Source organism: Mucilaginibacter sp. SG564 (genome assembly GCF_013149275.1).
Lineage (GTDB): Bacteria > Bacteroidota > Bacteroidia > Sphingobacteriales > Sphingobacteriaceae > Mucilaginibacter.
The window spans coordinates 61937-79461 of sequence record NZ_JABGNA010000010.1; the positions used below are offsets into that span (position 1 = coordinate 61937).

The window sequence follows — 17525 nt, forward strand, 5'->3', positions numbered from 1 at the left end:
TTTTATTGTTGATTAAAAAAGGGGGTGCCGGTAATAAAATTCAACTGTTCGAGCGAGGTGACTTTATTGAGCTGCAGGGCATTAAGCTGCAGCAGGTTGTTTTTGTAGGAGTCATAAAAATCAAGAAACTCCAGTAAACCGATATTTCTTTTCTGGTAGTTTTTAAACACCTCCTGTATCAAGTGCGTAAAATCGTGCTTAAACTGCGGGTCAAAACCGTTGTAAAGATTCTCCAATCGCAAAGCCCCTTTATAGGTTGTTGCCAGATCCATTTCGAGCTGATCCTGCTGACTTTGCAATTGCACCTTGCTTTGATCTATAGCTATACGGGCCTGTTTTATACCACCCTGGTTACGGTTAAAAAATGGCAGATTAAATTCGACACCGCCAGCTATATAATTATTATTGAAAGCCCCGAATTTGTCATAACTTACCGAAAAGGATACGTCGGGGATGGCACTGGCTTTTTGAAGCGCCAGATTAACAGTATTATAATCAACAATGGATTTTGCGTTTTTTAAGTCGTAACGGTTAGCGTAAGCCGAATCAAGCAGCTGCTTGTAGGGCTTTGTGGTAACGGATTCTTGAGCATCCTCCTGATCGGCCAGGGGCATAATATAGGTGCTGGGTGATGCTTTGATGAGCATCTTTAGTTCGTTTTCGGTAGTATCGATACCCACAATGAGGTTATTGTATTCTGTTTGCAGCGCGTATAGCTGTGATTGTATGCGCAGTACCTCTTTCTGGGCAATGTTGCCTTTAGCGTATTGCTCCTTAAATACCACCAGTATACGGGCCAGTGAGCTGATCTCCTCGTTATAAACCTGGGCAGATTGCTGTTGATAATATATGGTATAAAAATCGCTCCGGAGGGTGAATCTCAGGGTTCTGATCAGGTCAAAAAACTGGTACCGGGCCTGGTCGACGCTGATTTTGGCCAGTTGTATATTTTTATTGCGCTTGCCCGCGGTAATAAATAACTGAGAAAGACCTAATGACTGATTCCGGTAGGCATCATGAGTATCGTTATGGATACCATTGGCGAAGTTAAAATCGGGGTTGGGGAACAGCCTTGCTGTAATTACCTGCGCGCTAGCTATGTCGATATTATAGCGCCCGGCTAATAAGGTGAGGTTTTTGTTTAAAAATTCTTTTTCGGCATCTTTTACATTCATTCGTAATGTATCGTTACCGGGGCCCTGCGCATAAGCGCGGGTCCCGGTAGCCATACACCATAGTTGAATTGAATAGAAAAGAACGATAACAAATTTGGGGTGCATAGTATATTTGTTTGCACAAAGCTATCCCCCCTAAATTAGAGCCACATTAAAGCAACATTAGAATGGCATTAGATTGCCGATGGCCGGAATTTAATGGTAAAAGTGGCGCCCTTATCTTTCTCAGATTCTACCAATATGATCCCATTAAATAAGTGAATTATCTTTTGGGTAACGTACAAACCTATACCACTGCCTTGGAACGAGCGGCCATTAGGGCTGCGGTAAAACGAAGTGAATATTTCCTGCAGATCTCCAGCGGGGATACCTATGCCTGAGTCCCGAATTTTGATACTGATCATCTCCTGGTCGGCATACAGGTTACATACCACCGGCTGATTGTTGGAGAATTTAAAAGCGTTACCAATTAAATTATTAAAAGCGATGGTAAGCAGGGCCTTGTTGGCATAAACCCGCAGGCGCTCGGCTTCTTCGGGGAGTTTGGCTATTTCGAGGATCAGTTTCCCGGCATCTTTTTGCTTTTTCCAGTAATCGTGCAGATCCCATATCAACTCATCTATCATGACCGGCTCGCGTTTGGCCTGGGTGTACTGCATATCGGTTTGGGCCAGCTCCACCAGGCTGGTTATGGTTTCATTGAGCCTTTCAGAATCGGTTAAAACAGAGCGCAGTGTTTTTTGATATTCTTCGGGTGTTCGTGGTCGGGTTAAGGCAACCTCTATTTCGCCAACGGTGCTGGTAACAGGTGTTCTTAATTCATGTGAGGCGTTGGTTACAAAAGCTTGCTGCAATTCAAAGGCGTTTTGCAAATGCTCCAGCAAACGGTTAAAATAGCGTGCCAATGCCGTTATCTCGTCTTTCCCTTTACCCTCTTCAACCCTTAAATGCAAATTATTAACCGTGATACGGTTCATCTGTGCGATCAAACCATCAATTGGAGCCAACGAGCGCTGCGCAAACCACCGGCCCAGGAAGAACAATAAGCCATTGATAACTAAAAAAGAAACCAGCATGATCTGCGCCATTTTGATCAGACGGTTATAATTCAGCTCGTCAAAAGCCGAAACCAGGATAACAAAATTGCCCTGGTTGTCATTATAATAAATACCAACCGTTTGCCACTTGCCTTCCGTAAACTGCACAAACTTCTTTTTACGGATATTATCAATAACCCCGGCCGACCAATACTGATGCGCTCCGCCGATAAAAGATTTATCATGCTCATCGTACATGCCCAGTATTTCACCGGGTAATTTGGCCAGATAGCGTTCGCGTACATGGTTTAATGAATCGGTTGATATTTCATCAGCCTCAAAATAAAGCTGGGCAGCTACTTTGGCCCTGTCTTTTAAATGCCCGTAAAAATCGTTCTTAAAAAGGTTGTAAAATATAGAATAGATGACTGCCAGTATAACCAGCAATAACCCTGCGGTAATTAAAGAAAAATGGAGCGCGAGTCTGTTTTTTATCTTCATAAGCGGTTAAGCATCTTTCATGATATAGCCCATGCCAATAATGGTATAAATTAGTTTGCTGCTAAAGCCCTTTTCTATTTTTTTGCGCAGGTAGTTTACATACACATCTATAAAATTGGTGCCGGTATCAAATTCAATGCTCCACACTTTTTCGGCAATATATTCCCGCGAAAGTGTTTTGTTGGGATGGCGCATAAACAGTTCAAGCAGGGTATATTCTTTGGCAGTTAAAGTGATCTGCACCCCCGCACGCTCCGCGGTTTTGCTCCAGGTATCCAGGTTCAGGTCGCCGAGGGAGATCACCTGCTCATCGGTTTGCGACCGTTTAAACCGGCGCATCAGGGCCTCCATACGGGCCAGTAACTCGCTAAAATGGAAGGGCTTTACCAGGTAATCATCCGCGCCGGCCTGTAAACCTTTTACTTTGTTGTTTACATTATCCAGCGCGGTTAAAATCAAAATGGGAATATTGATACCCGCTTTTCTGAACTGGCGGCACAGTTCAATGCCGCTCATATCGGGCAGCATCACATCCAGGATGATGATATCAAAACCGTCTGTATCGATAATTTTTTTGGCCGATGCGCCTTCGCCCGCTACAGTGACATGATATCCGTTCTCTTCCAGCCCCTTTGAAACAAAGGCGGCTACCTTGCTTTCATCCTCCACTAAAAAAACATTTCCCATTTTAAACACCTCAATATTAACGAACTACCGGATAAGAATTTTTAATCAAAGAATCATATTATAAATGAAGTTTGCATGATTTTTTGGTTTACATACCTGATGACCGGGCGTTTTTATCTTTTGGGAAGCTGATAAATTTATTATTTACATTTACAAAAAGCCTTTGGAGCGGTTTATATAACGCTCTTAACGAATTAAAGTCTTTTATGGAAAACTACACTATTGTTATTTTTATTCTGGCAGTGATGATCGGCTTATCGGCCATTGCCGATAAGATCAAGCTGCCCTATCCCGTATTGCTCATCGTTGCTGGTATCGCTGTCGGCTTTACTCCCCAGATACCGGATATAGAACTGAACCCCGAGATTGTTTTCCTGATATTTTTACCGCCATTGCTGTATGACGCAGCATTCAATATCTCATTCCAAACGTTTAAAACCAACAGCAGTACCATAGGTACTTTAGCCATTGGGCTGGTGTTTATTACCACCTGCGGTATCGCGGTTACTGCTCATTATATGATACCTGGGATGACCTGGCCGCTTTCGTTTGTACTCGGTGCCGTGCTTTCGGCTACAGATGCGGTTGCCGCTATGAGCATCACCAAAGGTTTAGGACTTACACACAATACCAATACTATACTAGAGGGTGAAAGCCTGGTGAATGATGCCTCGGCATTGGTAGCCTATCGTTTTGCCGTTGCCGCGGTAACCGGTACCGCCTTTGTATTCTGGAAAGCTTCGCTCCAGTTTATTATGCTGATGGCAGGAGGGTTTGTTGTAGGTGTGGTGATGGGCAAAATCCTGGCCTTTATTATTAAACGGGTACATACCAACAGCTTAGTAACCATCAGTTTTATGCTGCTGATGCCCTTTGTAACCTACCTGGTTGCCGAAGATCTGCACGTTTCGGGCGTTATAGCGGTAGTGATACTGGGTTTAAGTATAGCGCGTTTCAGCAGCAAAGTATTCCCTGATACCTTGAAAAAACAATCCAAATCAATCTGGGATATTATCATTTTTTTACTGAACGGGCTGATCTTTATTTTGATAGGTCTGCAGTTCCCTTATGTGATCAAAAGCATTAAAAGCAGCCAGGTATTGCCTTACATAGGCTATGCTTTTATCATCACCGTAATTGCTTTGCTGCTGCGCATGGCGCGTGTGTTTTTACAACGGATAAATTTGCAGCGCGCCTTTCAAAAAGGTAAAGGCAAAATAACGGAGGACGCCCTGTTGGATATGAAGAACAGCTTGATCATTAGCTGGTCGGGTATGCGTGGCATTGTATCGCTGGCCATAGCTATTGGTTTGCCCGTTACTTTGGCCGATGGCCGCCCATTTCCGGAGCGCCATACCATCATCTTTATTTCGGTGGTGGTGGTTCTGTTCACGCTTATTGGCCAGGACCTTACCCTGCCCTGGATCGTAAAACGGTTAAAAACCGATTAAATTAAATTGCTGTAACAAACGATAAAAACATTTATCCAAAAAACATACCGAACGGTCGGTATGTAGATCATAATCCAGTGAAAAAGTTAGAAAATAAAATAGCCCTCATAACCGGCGGCAGCAGCGGCATAGGTTTGGCTACTGCTCAACTCATGATAACCGAAGGGGCCAGATTATCGTTGGGCGCAGCGCCGAAAAGCTGGAAGCCGCCTTCAGGGCATTAGGTGGTAATGTATTAACCATTAGTGCCGATGCGGCCTCCGTTGCCGGTATCGATAGGATTGTACAGCAAGTAAAGGCGGCATTTGGCCGGATAGATATCCTGTTTGCCAACGCGGGGATGTCTGAATGCCCTCCCATACTGGAAACCGACGAAGATTTTTTTGACGAGATCATCGACATTAATGTAAAAGGCGTTTTCTTCCTGTTTACCAAAGCTTTTCCTTTACTGGCCGAATATGCTTCGGTGATACTGACCAGTTCGGTTGCGCATAGCAAGGGCCGACCGGGCGATCCGCTATATTCCATGACCAAGGCTGCTGTCAGGAGCCTGGGCCTCACGCTGGCACTTGACGAAGATGTACTGGCAAAAAAGATCCGGGTAAATACCTTAAGTCCGGGCACGATCCAAACGCCCTTAACTCAGCAGGATACCCCTGAGATGGAAAAAGCTATCGCGGAATACATAGAGGCTACCGTACCCATGCAACGCTGGGGCCAGGCCGTGGAAGTGGCCAAGGCGGTAGTATTCCTGGCTTCGGATGATTCGTCTTATATGACAGGCGGGGAGATTATGGTTGATGGCGGGCTAGCACAGATATAAACAGACCGGCTTTATCATCCTATCATCATAAAGCTTATATTAGATAACAATTCCTTAACCAACCCGTCTGTCCTATATAACATATTTAATCACCCCTATGAAAACCTCCCTTAAACTCGGCTTAGCGGCCTTAACTTTCGGTATATTTTTAGGTTCAAATGCAGGAGCCCGTACTATAAATAAGTTAACCATTTTACCACCATCCGTTAGCAATAACTTAACCATCAAAAATATAGTGCTTGTACATGGCGCTTTTGTAGATGGCTCCGGGTGGAAACCGGTTTATAACATATTGGTTAAAAAAGGCTATCACGTAACCGTTGTGCAGCAGCCATTAACCACATTTGAGGGCGATGTTGCTGCCGTTAAAAGAATTATCGATCAACAAAACGGACCTTGTATTTTAGTGGCCCACAGTTATGGCGGAGCCATTATTACCACCGCCGGCATTGATCCTAAGGTTGCAGGATTTGTATACATTGCCGCTCATGCGCCCGATAGCGGAGAAAGCGAAGCGGGTAATGGCAAGCTTTATCCTTCGGCCTATAAATCGCTTCAAAAAGGCTCGGATGGTTTTGACTATATCGATCCCGCTAAATTTTATGCTGATTTTTCGGCAGATCTTCCAAAAGAACAAGCGGAGTTTATGGCCAACTCACAGATGCCTACAGCCGACATTGTGTTTCATGCTATTATAGCAAACCCCGCCTGGAAGGTAAAACCAAGCTGGTATATGGTAGCTAAATCTGACAGGATCATCAATCCCGACCTGGAACGCATGTATGCCAAACGGGCGCACAGCCACACGGTGGAGATAGCAGGCGCCAGTCACTCCGTATTTGAATCGCATCCCGAGGATGTAGCCAAATTAATCATCGAGGCTGCTACGCAATCGACCAAAAAGAAATAATTACCGCGTTTTTTAACAATGAATAAGCATATAAAACCCAAAATATCTCTTTTTATAGGTGCTTTTGCTGCAATATTATTGCTGTTTAACAAAAATATTGCCATTGCGCAAAGTGTTGCCCAAGCAGAAGAGATCCCGCTTTGGCGGGGTACGCCTCCGGATGGCCCGGGTCCGCAAGGTTCTGAAAACGTAAGCGCGAAAGGTTCTTATACCAATATTTCCGCACCCAGGTTAATTGTTCATCGACCTGATCATCCCAATGGCATAGCCATATTAGTAATCAGCGGTGGTGGTTACGCGCACATAGAAGTGGGGCAAGAAAGTGCCCCGGCTGCCAATTGGCTACAGTCTGAAGGTATTACCGCATTTGAGCTCATCTACCGTTTACCCGGCGAAGGCTGGACTAATGCCAATGTGCCTTTTCAGGACGGGCAAAGGGCCATGCGCATCATCAGGAGTTTATCAAAAAAATACGGATATGATGCACACCGTATCGGCATCATGGGCTTTTCGGCAGGCGGCCACCTTGCCGGGATGACTGCAACAACGTTTGATAAACCATTCTATACCCCTGTTGACAAAACCGATCTTGTACCCGCCCGTCCCGACTTTGCCGCCCTGCTTTACCCGGTAATAACCATGTTGCCGCCATATGATCATACCCATTCTGAAAAAGAGATTATAGGCAAACACCCCGACAGAGAAGCTCAAAAACGCTACTCGGTGCAACTGCATGTTACCCAGAAAACACCACCAACCTTCCTGGCCCAGGCAGAGGATGATCCTATCTCCAATGTGCAGAATAGTCGTTTAATGTACGTGGCATTGCAAGATCATCAGATACCTGCCGAAATACACGTCTTCCCAACCGGTGGGCATGGCTGGGGTATGGGTGCCCCCGGTTCTCCTGAGCAGGAATGGCCAAAATACTTTAAAGCCTGGCTCAAAAAGACAGGAATATACCAGTAACCTAAAAGTTATCAAAGCAAAAAGCTCTGCAACAAGCAGAGCTTTTTTTTAAAAAACCGACAAATAAAAATACCCCTATTATTTACATCCCGGCAAGGTCAATCGCTTACGGTTTAGTGATGGCAATATCAATTTTCCCATCTTCCATACCTTCTATATTCTTGTCAGTAAATATGGTTTTGGAAGTTTTCTCGAGGGCAGTTAACAGATCTTCTGTACTACCTTTGGCATGAGCCACTAAAATAATGGAACCGGTACCGCTGAATTTCATTTTGGTGCTATCAACCCCGGCGCAGGCTTTTACATTGGTATTCAGTTTTCTAAGGTTTTCCATGGTGATACCTTTAATAGTAATAACAGTTTTATATCCTGAAAGCGCATTAGCAGGTGCGGGTGCAGCTGCGTCAACTTTCTTTTTCTTTTTAAAGAACCCTAAAACTTTATCGCCGGTGCCACCGGCTCTGCCCGCGGTATTTGTCGCGTTATCGGCCTTGTTAAGTAAGTTATTTGCTTTGTCGATAATACTTTGTGCTTTCACTGTAGATATCCCTGTAAATACGGAGAGCAAAATTAAAACGATAAGATTTTTCATGACGGATTGGTTTGGTTAATGCTTGTATAGATTATTTGATAAATGCTGGTAAACTTTACATAGTTCCCTTAGATGTGTTGAGGTTATAGGGATATCTTACACATCATTAATTACTATACAAAACTATCTCATAAACACTTCAATAGAAATACCAGTATTTTTGGAATTATTTATACCAGTTTTTAGGTAGTTGATCAAACCTTTTTAAATCGCATTTTAAAAAGCACTAACTTCACTCATAATAAATTATTAACCGTATGGCAACTATTTCAACAACGTATATTGGTGATTTAAAAACTGAAGCAATCCATCTGCAATCGGGCTCTAAATTGATTACCGATGCGCCAACTGATAATCATGGCAAAGGTGAAGGCTTTTCGCCAACAGACCTGCTTGCCGAATCATTAGCCGGATGTATTTTAACCGTTATGGCTTTGGCGGCACGTTCGCACGGTATCAATATGGATAATACCAAATGCGATGTTTCTAAAGTGATGGCGCCCAACCCGCGCAGGGTGGCAGAGATCATCCTTGATTTTAAATTCCCGATGGAGTATACCGATCAGGAAAAAAAGATCCTTGAACTGGCGACGGCGACCTGCCCTGTGGCTATAAGTTTGCACCCGGATCTGAAAAAAACCATCAATTTTGGGTGGTAACATCATATTGGACACGGGATTAACTATGTTTATAACAGAAATACAAACCGATATACAAGCGATAGAAGAAGACGAAACAATCTACCAGGAAATTAATTTTACTAATCGGGCAAATGCTATCGACTTTCTTGATTTCCATATCATTGACCGGATCGAAGGGCTGCTACAAAACCTTGAACAAAACGAAGAATTAATTATACTACAACAACGGGCAGAAAAGATAAAATTTGATCTGGAAAAAATAGACAATGACATGTTTATTCGGCTCAGAGAAAAGATCAGAACGGGTGTTTACAACGGCGCATCTTTCAAGGAAATGATAGGCCAATATTGTGGATATGATTATGCTAATGACCCGGATAAGATCGGTTATGACAGCCTGGATGATTTTATCAACGGACTCTTATCTGACCAGGTCATTCCCGAAGCAACCATGGAGCGCAAGCCGGAAATGGTTTTTTATCAAAAAACACCCACCAGGATCATATTTGAGTTAGCAGAATTGGCGGTGTTGAGACGGGATGATGTATTTTTCGATCTGGGATCGGGCCTGGGACAGGTGCCGATACTGGTAAACCTCATCAGCGGAACTCCAACCAAAGGCGTTGAATATGAACCGGCTTATTGTAATTACGCGAATACTTGTGCCTCTCAGCTCAATTTATCCAAAGTTGAATTCATCAACACAGATGCCCGGCTGGCAGATTATTCACGAGGTACGGTATTCTTCCTATATACCCCTTTTGAAGGAAGTATCTTACAAACCGTAATGGAGATATTGCAAAAAGAATCCCAGGGCCGGACGATCCGGATCTTTACTTATGGCCCTTGTTCAGAAACAGTAGCAAAACAAAATTGGCTGAGTTGTATAAAGGGCGAAGCGAATGACCCATATCAGCTTTGTGCGTTTAAAAGTTTGTCTTATTGATTCGCGGTGATGATTGTCCGGTTGAAGATGTAAAATGTCTAACTCAGCCACAAACAGATCAGCGGCATTCACTTTGGGCTGTAGCTTAGTAATATAAGCGGGTTAATGAAGGGATGGTGTTCGTTAACAAGTCGGTCAGAATTAAACTTATCTTTGCGCTATGACCATCTGCATCCCCGTATAAGAACTTATTTTAAATGAAAAATTCAAACTTCAAAATATCTCCTGCGATCATATGGGTCAGTTCAATCTTTCTGGGTTTATTATCCTCAGTCCCGCAAATTGCCGAACGCCATTTTAACCCGGCAGAAGCTGCTGTAAACTCGGCTATTACTGGTTTATTTGCCCTTTTTGTGTGGTACTATAATATCTATACACTACGCGGCAATCCCACCACCTATCGCTCAAACAGAAGCTTTTCTTATTACCGGCTCATGAGTAGTTTACTGATTGGTATTGGGGTTATGCTGGCTTTGGCTTCCATACAGCAACTCATATTATCGCACATTAATTTTGGGCCGGTAATGCTGATGGTTGAAGTGAGGGGTATACTCATTAACCTGGTGTTTTACATGTTCATCCATCTTATGTATCAAAACTACAACAACCAACAGGTTAATATTGAACTGGAACGTACTAAGGCCGATAATTTGGGCGCGCAGTATGAATTATTGAAACAGCAAATCAACCCTCATTTCCTGTTCAACAGCTTAAATACCCTGAAGGCCATGGTTGAAACTAATGATAAAAATTCGGTGGATTTTATTCTGAAACTGTCCAATTTTTATCGCTTTACACTGGAAAGCCGTAAGCTGGATTTGATACATCTATCAGAAGAACTGGAAATAGTTGAAGCTTATAATTTCTTACTAAAGGCCCGGTTTGAGGATGGCTTTACTTTCACCAATACCATCAGCGAGAAATATTTAGGTACGCTTATCCCCCCATTTACTTTACAGCTACTGATAGAAAATTGTATTAAACATAACGTTGTATCGTTAGAGCGCCCGCTGCATATCCAATTTTATGAGGAGAACGATAGCCTGGTGATGGAAAATCAGATGCAGCCGAAAAGAAATGAGGAATCATCATTAGGTGTGGGGCTAAAAAACATCAGCCTGCGCTATAGTCACCTGCTTGACAAAAAGATCGAAATCATTAATGACAATAAAATATTCAAAATAAAACTCCCGGTAATACATGAACATTATCATCATTGAAGACGAATTAAAAGCGGCCCGTTCACTCGAAAACATGATAGCCGAAGTTAGGCCGCAGGCAAAAGTAATAGCACAATTGCAAAGCATTGAAAGCTCGGTAAAATATCTGACCGAGAACAAGCAGCCCGACCTGATATTCATGGACATTCAGCTTTCTGACGGCTTGTGTTTTGAGATTTTCAAATCAGTTAAAATTACCAGTCCCATTATTTTTTGTACCGCGTTTGATGAGTATTCGCTGGAGGCATTTAAGGCCAATAGTGTAGACTATGTATTGAAACCATTTTCAAAAACCGACATAGCCGATGCTTTTAAAAAAGTGGATGAGCTCAAGAATTTTTTCCAGCAAAGCATTATGCCCGATTTGGGTAACCTGTTGTCGCAAATTGCTCCGCCTGCCGGTAAGAAGAGTTTCCTGGTATTTAAGCATAATAAATACACCACGGTATCAACCGATAGCATCGCTTTCTTTTATATCCGTAACGAGGCTACATCCATCATGTGTTTTGATCAGCAGGAGTATTCCCTGAACCAATCACTCGATCAGGTGATCAGCCTATTATCACCCGTACAATTCTTCAGGCTAAACAGGCAGTATATCGTAAATTTTAACGCGATAAAAGAGGTGGAGCATTATTTTATGCGCAAACTATTTGTAAAACTTACCATTCCTACACCCGAGAAATTGCTGATCAATAAAGAGAAAGCGCCTGTTTTTTTAAACTGGCTTGAGAACAGGTAATCAACACTGGTAGCACCAATATTTTGGCGTTCACAAATGTCCGGTCGGCTGGGGATTATGACTAACTGAGCCTTTTTGCACTAAATAAGCACCTGTTAGGAGAATACTTTTGAGTAATTAAAAAAATCAGAAGATATGAAAACTCTTAAAATCTTAGCTCTTTGCGCAGGTGCGATAGCATCCTTAGTGGTAGCAACCTCATTGATAGATCCAACCACGGCTTCTCCAAAAAAAGATAATCATCCGGCTATCGGAAAAGGATTTGCCTTGCTGGAACTGTTTACATCCGAGGGCTGCTCCAGCTGTCCGGCAGCGGATGATCTGTTGGCCAAAATTCAAAAGGAATCAAAGGATAAACCTGTTTATGTACTGGCTTATCACGTTGACTACTGGAACCGTTTAGGCTGGAAGGATGTGTTCAGCAAGGCCGAATTTTCCAAACGGCAGGTGGCTTACGGCCAATGGCTTAACAATCCACAAATTTACACTCCACAAGTTGTGATCAATGGCCAGGCCGAATGTATTGGATCTGACGAACCCACTCTTCGTGATGCTATTTCGGGCGCTTTGGCGGGCACAGCTTCGGCAAGCGTTACCTTGCAGGTTCAGCAGGATAAAGATAAGCTGGCTGTTAACTACCAGGTAACCGGCGGTTCGGCAACAGACCAGCTATTGATAGCTTTGGTACAAAAATCGGCCATCAGTAAAGTAGCAGCCGGCGAAAATAGCGGCCGCACCTTAGCCCACGCACAGATAGTTCGCGAATTGCAAACCGTTAACTTAAATCAAACTAAAGGCACCAGCTATATTAAAGTTCCACAAGGTTATAACCCACAAAACTGGGAGGTAGTTGGTTTTATACAAAACAGCACTACCGGCGAAGTTTTGTCTGCCACCCGGGCCAACCCAAACAGCAATAGCAACGTTAAAACTAATATATTATGACCAGCAACGGAAAGTATAAACAAAGCAGATTATTAGTCGGTATTATATCATTATTTTCTATGTCGTTGCTCACGAGGGCGCCATTTGAAAATAACCCGCAAGATTGTGCCATGATTAGCGTTACCGGAAAGAAGCCTAAAGGCAAAAATCCTACCAGCGAAGATCAGATGCATTGATAAATAAACCATACCAGCCTTTCCAAAGAGGGCTGGTATTATCATATAAACGGTACAGTAAAATATCTTATCCATGAAAAAACTACTCTTAATAGCCATAGCATCGTTCCTGGGGATGGGTGCTTATGCCCAAACACAATACGGTTCTGCACGGGAACTAAAATGCACAGAAGAAGCGGTAACTTTTAGCACGAACATACGATCTGGCTTACACCTATATTCGCCTCATATAGGTTATGCGGATATGCTTAAGGCCACGCCTAATTTCAGCTCTTCAAACTTTTATACCAGTAAAAACAATATCCCTGAAGTACCCCTACCTGCTAATTTCGAAAAAGCATTTACACCCGGAGCTTCATCTCCACAAAAAAACATTTTGTTTGTTCAAAAGATGATGCGAGGCTTGTTTCAGATAGACGAAACAGCTATCAAACGCGCTTTTATCACTTATGATTACAGCCGATTTTTACCTCCGTCGACACCAGGATCATTACTTTAAATTAATTAATATTACATAAAAAAAGCCCTATGAAAATTACGTATTACGGCCACTCCAGCTTCTCGGTATTTGCAGGTGGCAAACACATTTTATTTGACCCATTTATAACCGGAAATGAATTAGCCAAAGACATCGATATTGATACTATACCGGCTGATTACATTTTTGTATCTCATGGTCACTTTGATCATATACAGGATGTAGTGGCTATTGCCAATCGTACGGGTGCCACCGTGGTGGGTATATGGGAGCTGTACTCCTATTTCGGCAAACAGGGTGTAAAAAATCTGCACCCCTTAAATCCGGGCGGTAAGGTTGTTTTTGATTTTGGTACAGCCAAATCAGTTATAGCTCAACACTCCAGCAGTTTGCCCGATGGAACTTATGCCGGTGTGGCTTGCGGCTTTGTTTTCAAAACCGAAGAAGGTAATTTTTATTACAGCGGTGATACCGGTCTTACTTTAGATATGACGCTGATCCCTAAATGGGCCGAACTCGACTTTGCTGTTTTCCCGATAGGCGATGCATTAACCATGGGCATAGAAGAAGCCATTGAAGCTGCTCAGTTTGTTAAAACCAATAAAGTATTAGGCGTTCATTATGATACGTTTGGCTTTATTAAGATTGATAAAGCCGGGGCGGTTAAACAATTCAAAGCCGCAGGTATAGAGCTGTTCCTGCCAGCCATAGGTGAAACTGTTGATATCTAAAACAGACCCAAAGTTTACCCATAAAAAAGCCTGCCCGAAATAATCAGGCAGGCTTTCTATTGTAGAAAGGGTTATTAAACCAGGTTAATCACCACGTTGATATTACCTTTGGTTAGTTTTGAATACGGACAGGTCTGGTGAGCAGCTTCGATCAAAGCTTGTGCTACTTCACGATCTAAACCTGGCAAACTTACATTAAGACGGGCTTGTAAGAAGTAGGCTCCTGAAGTAATCCCCAGATCTACTTCTGCATCGATTGCCAGTTCTTCAGGAAGGGTTACCCTCATCTTGGCAGCTGCAATACCCATAGCGCCTTCAAAACATGCTGACCAGCCGGCTGCGAATAATTGCTCTGGATTTGTACCCGGAGCTGATGTACCCGGAGTAGCATGCCTGATATCTAAACGACCATCATTGCTGCGCGAAAAACCTTCGCGGGCACCTGTGGTACGCACTTTGGCAGTGTATAATACTTTTTCGATTTTGTTATCGGTAATGTCTTCGATGATTTTGATTGAATCTATTCTATTGGTTTCCATTGTTTTATTTTTTAAATTGTTGTTTGTTATTGTTTTGTTGCTCAAATATACCCTCATACCGGGCGCTGTCCTATCAGTAAATACAGCAAGTGGACAACCGGCCCGCTGAATCAGACATTTTGAAGCCTGAATATTTTATGGCTTATTTAGTATAACCATCAACCTCGATGATCGCGTCGAAAAAAGCCTTTGGGGCTTCCTGTGGCAGGTTATGCCCTATGCCACCGGTAATGGTGTGGTGTACATATTTACCGGAGAATTTATTACGGTAAGATGCAGGGTCGGCATGTGGCGCGCCATTGGCATCGCCTTCAAGGGTGATGGTTGGTACAGCGATAACCGGGCTTTTTGCCAGTTGTTTCTCCAGGTCATCATATTTAGTTTCGCCCTCGGCCAGGCCCAGTCTCCAGCGGTAATTATGGATCACGATGCTCACATAGTCCGGGTTTTCAAAAGAAGCCGCGCTGCGGTCTAAGGTAGCTTCATCAAAGTTCCATTTTGGTGATGCGGTTTCCCAGATCAGTTTAGCGAAATCACGACGGTATTTGTCATAACCCTCACGACCACGTTCTGTCGAGAAGTAATATTGATACCACCAGCTAAACTCGGCTTTTGGAGGCAGTGGGTGTTTACTGGCTTCCAGGTTGGTCATCAGGTAACCACTTACCGAAACCAGGGCTTCGCAACGTTCAGGCCACAAGGCGGCTATGATACAGGCTGTACGGCCCCCCCAATCGTAACCGGCGAATATGGCTTTTTTGATTTGAAGCGCGTCTATCAATGCAATAATGTCAAGAGCTACAGCAGATTGCTGGCCGTTTCTGGGTGTACTGTCTGAAAGGAAACGGGTAGTACCATGACCACGCAAATGCGGAATAATTACCCGGTAACCTGCAGATACCAGCAAAGGGGCCACATCAACAAAGCTATTGATATCATATGGCCAGCCATGCAGCAGAACAACCACTTTGCCATTGGCAGGGCCAACTTCCACATAGCCCATATTCAGTACGCCGGCTTTAATTTGTTTAACGTTATCAAATGCCTTATTAGCGCTGGGTTTGAATGGTGCTTTACCTGTTGAGTTTGTATTTTCGGGTTGCGCTTTTGCCGGGCTAAATATGCCGAGTTGAGTAGCTGCGATAGTGATTGCCGCGGTACTTAAAAAGCGGCGGCGGCCATATTGTGTTTCGTTTGACATCTTAATTTCTCCTTTTTATTTAATGGCATTTGCAGCCTGTTTGGTTATGTTTAATATTTGTTGATGGCGTGGTTCGGATAATAATTACCGGTAGTCCGCAGGTCAATTTTAATACCTTGGCCTGCGGCCGGTAACATTATATACTCGATCAGTTATTTGCGTAATGATTTGAAAGCTGCACGTAACTCTTCTGCAAAAAGTTGTGGTTCTTCCCAGGCAGCAAAGTGACCGCCTTTGTTAACCTCGTGGAAATAGATCAACTTGTGATAGCTTTTTTCGGCCCAGCTTTTTGGTGCCTGGTATATCTCGCCAGGGAAAACAGTTATCGCGGCAGGGATCGAAATATTAACCGCGTTAAAGTTATTGGCATTGTTTTCCCAATATAATTGCGCTCCTGATGTAGCGGTGTTGGTTAACCAGTATAAGGAAATATCATCCAGCATTTCATCTTTGGTTAATGATTTTTCAGGATCACCACCGCTATAAGTCCAGTCGGCAAATTTATCATAGAACCATGAGGCCAAACCCACAGGCGAATCAGACAAACTGTAGCCAATGGTTTGCGGACGGGTAACCATCATAGCTGCGTAGCCACCACCCCTGGTATACAAATTATTCAATGATTGATAAGCAGCCTTCTCTTTAGCAGAAAGATTGGCTGGTACCGGACTGCCACTGGCCAGTAATTTGGCTACATCGGCAGGTACAGTAGCAGGCATGTTAACGTGGATACCTAATAAGCCAACCGGTTTTTGAGCCGCCATTTTATCTGCAACTACCGAACCCCAGTCGCCGCCTTGCGATACATAATTTTTATATCCTAAACGTTTCATCAATACATCCCAGGCACGGGCAATATGATCAGCGTTCCAGCCGGTAGTGGTAGGTTTGCCAGAGAAACCATAACCAGGCATAGAAGGGATAATTACATCGAATGAATCTTCTTTGCGACCGCCGTAAGCTTCAGGGTCGGTCAACGGACCAACAACTTTCAGCAATTCAAAAACAGAACCTGGCCAGCCGTGGGTGATGATTACCGGCAAGGCGTTTGGATTTTTAGAACGTACGTGAATAAAGTGGATGTCCAGACCATCAATATTAGTTATGAATTGTGGCAGGGCATTCAGCTTGTCTTCGGCTTTGCGCCAATCGTACCCGGTTCCCCAATATTTTACCAGGGCTTGTATTTTGTCCAGTTGAGCGCCTTGTGAGCGATCGGTAACGGTTTCTTTTTCGGCCCAGCGGGTTGCCTGTACACGCTGACGCAGATCGGCAACTGCTTCATCTGAAATATGAGCATGGAAAGGACGGATAGCATCAGACTGCTGAGCGTTGGCAGATGGGCTGGTTTGAGCAAAGCTGATGGTTGCTGTAAACAGAGCAAATGCACCGGCGATAACTTTACTGATAAGGATGTGTTTATTCGTTTTCATGATTTAAATTTTTTTGAGTTTTTGTTATTGTGTCCTCAAAAGTATCCTTACCCTACCTCCAACCCAATCACTATATATGGCAAGTAGACAAAGCCCATCCCGAACTGGTCATTTTTAAACCCGAATTAGTTAAAAAAATAGTGTAACATCTTACAGCTAATTCTTAAACAGCCGGAGCAATTCGTTACAAAAAGTGGGTTTACATGGTTTACACTTTTTACGGCTTACATTAAATTAACAAATTAATAATCAATTAGTTAATTCAATTTTAGTACTAAAAAGCGGGTTTACATGTAAACCCACTTTTTGTTCGTCGAAATAGCTTTGC

Annotated in this window: 18 protein-coding genes and 1 pseudogene; 12 read left to right on the forward strand and 7 right to left on the reverse strand. The window is 43.3% G+C overall.

Going from position 1 to position 17525, the window contains the following annotated elements; genetic code table 11:
- Positions 1 to 2: 2 nt before the first annotated feature.
- The 3 genes from FHW89_RS21830 to FHW89_RS21840 all read right to left on the reverse strand — a co-directional run bounded on the left by FHW89_RS21830 (position 3) and on the right by FHW89_RS21840 (position 3400).
- A complete protein-coding gene (locus FHW89_RS21830) occupies positions 3 to 1280 on the reverse strand; it encodes a TolC family protein (RefSeq protein WP_172337179.1) in 1278 nt (425 codons plus the stop codon).
- A 68-nt stretch (positions 1281 to 1348) separates the two neighbouring features.
- Positions 1349 to 2713: a HAMP domain-containing sensor histidine kinase gene (locus FHW89_RS21835; protein ID WP_172337180.1), complete on the reverse strand. Its 1365-nt coding sequence runs from the start codon at positions 2711 to 2713 to the stop codon at positions 1349 to 1351.
- Positions 2714 to 2719: 6 nt separating this feature from the next.
- Positions 2720 to 3400, reverse strand: coding sequence for a response regulator transcription factor (locus FHW89_RS21840; RefSeq protein ID WP_172337181.1), 681 nt, complete (start codon positions 3398 to 3400; stop codon positions 2720 to 2722).
- 206 nt (positions 3401 to 3606) lie between these two features.
- On the opposite strand from FHW89_RS21840, the gene FHW89_RS21845 reads away from it, so the two are divergent.
- The 4 genes and pseudogenes from FHW89_RS21845 (at position 3607) to FHW89_RS21860 (ending at position 7553) form a co-directional block, all read left to right on the forward strand.
- Positions 3607 to 4851, forward strand: a complete 1245-nt coding sequence (locus FHW89_RS21845; protein WP_172337182.1) for a Na+/H+ antiporter — start codon at positions 3607 to 3609, stop codon at positions 4849 to 4851.
- A gap of 152 nt (positions 4852 to 5003) precedes the next feature.
- Positions 5004 to 5674, forward strand: a pseudogene (locus FHW89_RS21850) (SDR family oxidoreductase).
- Positions 5675 to 5771: 97 nt separating this feature from the next.
- Complete coding sequence (locus FHW89_RS21855; RefSeq protein WP_172337183.1) at positions 5772 to 6584, forward strand: alpha/beta hydrolase; 813 nt, start codon at positions 5772 to 5774, stop codon at positions 6582 to 6584.
- Between the two features lie 18 nt (positions 6585 to 6602).
- Entirely contained in the window at positions 6603 to 7553 is a 951-nt protein-coding gene (locus FHW89_RS21860; RefSeq protein WP_172337184.1) for an alpha/beta hydrolase, read from the forward strand.
- A 106-nt stretch (positions 7554 to 7659) separates the two neighbouring features.
- On the opposite strand, the gene FHW89_RS21865 is transcribed toward FHW89_RS21860, so the two are convergent.
- A complete protein-coding gene (locus FHW89_RS21865) occupies positions 7660 to 8145 on the reverse strand; it encodes a hypothetical protein (protein WP_172337185.1) in 486 nt (161 codons plus the stop codon).
- A gap of 257 nt (positions 8146 to 8402) precedes the next feature.
- Here FHW89_RS21865 and FHW89_RS21870 point away from each other — a divergent pair, with 257 nt between their 5' ends.
- From FHW89_RS21870 to FHW89_RS21905, 8 genes are all read left to right on the forward strand, one after another.
- The gene (locus FHW89_RS21870) at positions 8403 to 8804 is read left to right on the forward strand and encodes an OsmC family protein (protein ID WP_172337186.1); all 402 of its coding nucleotides are present in this window, start codon (positions 8403 to 8405) and stop codon (positions 8802 to 8804) included.
- A gap of 25 nt (positions 8805 to 8829) precedes the next feature.
- Positions 8830 to 9732, forward strand: a complete 903-nt coding sequence (locus tag FHW89_RS21875; protein WP_172337187.1) for a hypothetical protein — start codon at positions 8830 to 8832, stop codon at positions 9730 to 9732.
- A gap of 197 nt (positions 9733 to 9929) precedes the next feature.
- Positions 9930 to 10952: a sensor histidine kinase gene (locus FHW89_RS21880; protein ID WP_172337188.1), complete on the forward strand. Its 1023-nt coding sequence runs from the start codon at positions 9930 to 9932 to the stop codon at positions 10950 to 10952.
- The gene (locus tag FHW89_RS21885; protein WP_172337189.1) at positions 10933 to 11694 is read left to right on the forward strand and encodes a LytTR family DNA-binding domain-containing protein; all 762 of its coding nucleotides are present in this window, start codon (positions 10933 to 10935) and stop codon (positions 11692 to 11694) included. The genes FHW89_RS21880 and FHW89_RS21885 overlap by 20 nt, the downstream gene beginning before the upstream one ends.
- A 135-nt stretch (positions 11695 to 11829) precedes the next feature.
- A complete protein-coding gene (locus FHW89_RS21890) occupies positions 11830 to 12639 on the forward strand; it encodes a thioredoxin family protein (protein ID WP_172337190.1) in 810 nt (269 codons plus the stop codon).
- Complete coding sequence (locus tag FHW89_RS21895) at positions 12636 to 12815, forward strand: hypothetical protein (protein ID WP_172337191.1); 180 nt, start codon at positions 12636 to 12638, stop codon at positions 12813 to 12815. Before FHW89_RS21890 ends, FHW89_RS21895 begins: the two co-directional genes overlap by 4 nt.
- Before the next feature lie 73 nt (positions 12816 to 12888).
- Positions 12889 to 13314 carry a hypothetical protein gene (locus tag FHW89_RS21900; RefSeq protein ID WP_172337192.1) on the forward strand — a complete coding sequence of 142 codons (426 nt, stop codon included), beginning with the start codon at positions 12889 to 12891 and terminating at the stop codon, positions 13312 to 13314.
- Between the two features lie 29 nt (positions 13315 to 13343).
- Entirely contained in the window at positions 13344 to 14024 is a 681-nt protein-coding gene (locus FHW89_RS21905) for a metal-dependent hydrolase (protein WP_172337193.1), read from the forward strand.
- A 74-nt stretch (positions 14025 to 14098) separates the two neighbouring features.
- On the opposite strand, the gene FHW89_RS21910 is transcribed toward FHW89_RS21905, so the two are convergent.
- The 3 genes from FHW89_RS21910 to FHW89_RS21920 all read right to left on the reverse strand — a co-directional run bounded on the left by FHW89_RS21910 (position 14099) and on the right by FHW89_RS21920 (position 17197).
- Positions 14099 to 14563, reverse strand: coding sequence for an organic hydroperoxide resistance protein (locus FHW89_RS21910; protein WP_172337194.1), 465 nt, complete (start codon positions 14561 to 14563; stop codon positions 14099 to 14101).
- A 142-nt stretch (positions 14564 to 14705) separates the two neighbouring features.
- Positions 14706 to 15764: an alpha/beta fold hydrolase gene (locus FHW89_RS21915; protein WP_172337195.1), complete on the reverse strand. Its 1059-nt coding sequence runs from the start codon at positions 15762 to 15764 to the stop codon at positions 14706 to 14708.
- 152 nt (positions 15765 to 15916) lie between these two features.
- Positions 15917 to 17197, reverse strand: coding sequence for an epoxide hydrolase family protein (locus tag FHW89_RS21920; protein ID WP_172337196.1), 1281 nt, complete (start codon positions 17195 to 17197; stop codon positions 15917 to 15919).
- Between the last annotated feature and the right edge of the window lie 328 nt (positions 17198 to 17525).

What these genes read in the sequence shown, in the direction of transcription:
- FHW89_RS21830 (WP_172337179.1), bottom strand. Translation starts at nt 1,280, where the DNA reads ATGCACCCCAAATTTGTTATCGTTCTTTTCTATTCAATTCAACTATGG.
- FHW89_RS21835 (WP_172337180.1), bottom strand. Translation starts at nt 2,713, where the DNA reads ATGAAGATAAAAAACAGACTCGCGCTCCATTTTTCTTTAATTACCGCA.
- FHW89_RS21840 (WP_172337181.1), bottom strand. Translation starts at nt 3,400, where the DNA reads ATGGGAAATGTTTTTTTAGTGGAGGATGAAAGCAAGGTAGCCGCCTTT.
- FHW89_RS21845 (WP_172337182.1), top strand. Translation starts at nt 3,607, where the DNA reads ATGGAAAACTACACTATTGTTATTTTTATTCTGGCAGTGATGATCGGC.
- FHW89_RS21855 (WP_172337183.1), top strand. Translation starts at nt 5,772, where the DNA reads ATGAAAACCTCCCTTAAACTCGGCTTAGCGGCCTTAACTTTCGGTATA.
- FHW89_RS21860 (WP_172337184.1), top strand. Translation starts at nt 6,603, where the DNA reads ATGAATAAGCATATAAAACCCAAAATATCTCTTTTTATAGGTGCTTTT.
- FHW89_RS21865 (WP_172337185.1), bottom strand. Translation starts at nt 8,145, where the DNA reads ATGAAAAATCTTATCGTTTTAATTTTGCTCTCCGTATTTACAGGGATA.
- FHW89_RS21870 (WP_172337186.1), top strand. Translation starts at nt 8,403, where the DNA reads ATGGCAACTATTTCAACAACGTATATTGGTGATTTAAAAACTGAAGCA.
- FHW89_RS21875 (WP_172337187.1), top strand. Translation starts at nt 8,830, where the DNA reads ATGTTTATAACAGAAATACAAACCGATATACAAGCGATAGAAGAAGAC.
- FHW89_RS21880 (WP_172337188.1), top strand. Translation starts at nt 9,930, where the DNA reads ATGAAAAATTCAAACTTCAAAATATCTCCTGCGATCATATGGGTCAGT.
- FHW89_RS21885 (WP_172337189.1), top strand. Translation starts at nt 10,933, where the DNA reads ATGAACATTATCATCATTGAAGACGAATTAAAAGCGGCCCGTTCACTC.
- FHW89_RS21890 (WP_172337190.1), top strand. Translation starts at nt 11,830, where the DNA reads ATGAAAACTCTTAAAATCTTAGCTCTTTGCGCAGGTGCGATAGCATCC.
- FHW89_RS21895 (WP_172337191.1), top strand. Translation starts at nt 12,636, where the DNA reads ATGACCAGCAACGGAAAGTATAAACAAAGCAGATTATTAGTCGGTATT.
- FHW89_RS21900 (WP_172337192.1), top strand. Translation starts at nt 12,889, where the DNA reads ATGAAAAAACTACTCTTAATAGCCATAGCATCGTTCCTGGGGATGGGT.
- FHW89_RS21905 (WP_172337193.1), top strand. Translation starts at nt 13,344, where the DNA reads ATGAAAATTACGTATTACGGCCACTCCAGCTTCTCGGTATTTGCAGGT.
- FHW89_RS21910 (WP_172337194.1), bottom strand. Translation starts at nt 14,563, where the DNA reads ATGGAAACCAATAGAATAGATTCAATCAAAATCATCGAAGACATTACC.
- FHW89_RS21915 (WP_172337195.1), bottom strand. Translation starts at nt 15,764, where the DNA reads ATGTCAAACGAAACACAATATGGCCGCCGCCGCTTTTTAAGTACCGCG.
- FHW89_RS21920 (WP_172337196.1), bottom strand. Translation starts at nt 17,197, where the DNA reads ATGAAAACGAATAAACACATCCTTATCAGTAAAGTTATCGCCGGTGCA.